The sequence below is a fragment of the Thiorhodococcus minor genome, assembly GCF_010820565.1.
GTDB lineage: Bacteria > Pseudomonadota > Gammaproteobacteria > Chromatiales > Chromatiaceae > Thiorhodococcus > Thiorhodococcus minor.
This window is the reverse complement of sequence record NZ_JAAIJQ010000271.1, coordinates 1-1045: the sequence shown is the minus strand read 5'-3', so window position 1 is coordinate 1045 and position 1045 is coordinate 1. Positions and strand designations below refer to the sequence as shown.

Below are 1045 nucleotides of genomic sequence, written 5' to 3'. Positions count from 1 at the left end.
CACCTGGAGCTGGTCCGGCTGCCGCTTGGGATGGCCCTCTACGAGTCTGGCGAGGGATTGAGCCATGTCTACTTCCCCACCGACGCCATCGTGTCCTTGCTCTATGTGATGGAGGATGGCGCCTCCGCCGAGATCGCCGTGGTCGGCAACGAAGGCATCGTCGGCATCGCCCTCTTCATGGGCGGCGAAACCGTGCCGAATCGGGCCGTCGTGCAGAGCGCTGGCTATGCCTATCGCTTGAAGGGGCAGGTGCTCAAGCGTGAATTCGCCCGCTTTGGGGGACGCCGCCACGGGACCTTGCAGCCACTGCTGCTGCGCTACACCATGGCGCTGCTGACCCAGATGGCACAGACCGCCGTCTGTAATCGCCACCATACGATCGACCAGCAGCTCTGCCGTTGGCTGCTCCTCAGCCTGGACCGGTTGCCCTCCAACGAGCTGCAGATGACTCAGGAGCTGATCGCCAACATGCTCGGGGTGAGGCGCGAGGGCGTGACCGAGGCCGCCAGACGGCTGCAGCGTGCGGGGCTGATCCGATATAGCCGGGGGCACATCACCGTGCTGGACCGGCCGGGGCTGGAGGCACGGGTCTGTGAGTGCTACGAGGTCGTGCGCCGGGAGTTTCTTCGGCTACTCCCCGATCGGCCGATTCCTTGATGTCCGAAGGAACCGCAGGTGATTCGGTACCGAGCCAGCGGCCGGCCGACCCAATGCGTGGACGGGAGGCGGTATGCAACCAATCGAGCGCTTCAACAGCATCAGTCACCTGGTCGGCGCGGCCCTGGCGCTCGCGGGCGGCGCCGTGCTCATCATCCTGGCCGCGCTGAAGGGCGATGTCCGCGCGATCGTCAGCACCGGCATCTACGTCTTCACGCTCGTTCTGCTCTATCTGATCTCCACCCTCTACCATGGCCTGAGTGGCCGAGCGAAACGGGTCTTCCGGGTGCTGGACCATCAGGCCATCTATCTGCTGATCGCCGGGACCTATACGCCCTTCACGCTCGTCGGACTCAAGGGCACCCTGGGCTGGCTGATGTTCGGAGCC

General features: G+C 65.1%; 2 protein-coding genes. Both read left to right on the top strand.

Translation table 11 applies throughout. From position 1 onward, the window contains the following. Nucleotides 1–657, top strand: a 657-nt coding sequence (locus tag G3446_RS26900; protein ID WP_164456708.1) for a Crp/Fnr family transcriptional regulator, incomplete at its 5' end; no start/stop codon positions are given. A 73-nt stretch (nucleotides 658–730) separates the two neighbouring features. Then, a partial coding sequence (trhA, locus tag G3446_RS26895; protein ID WP_209262670.1) for a PAQR family membrane homeostasis protein TrhA occupies nucleotides 731–1045 on the top strand: 315 nt, incomplete at its 3' end.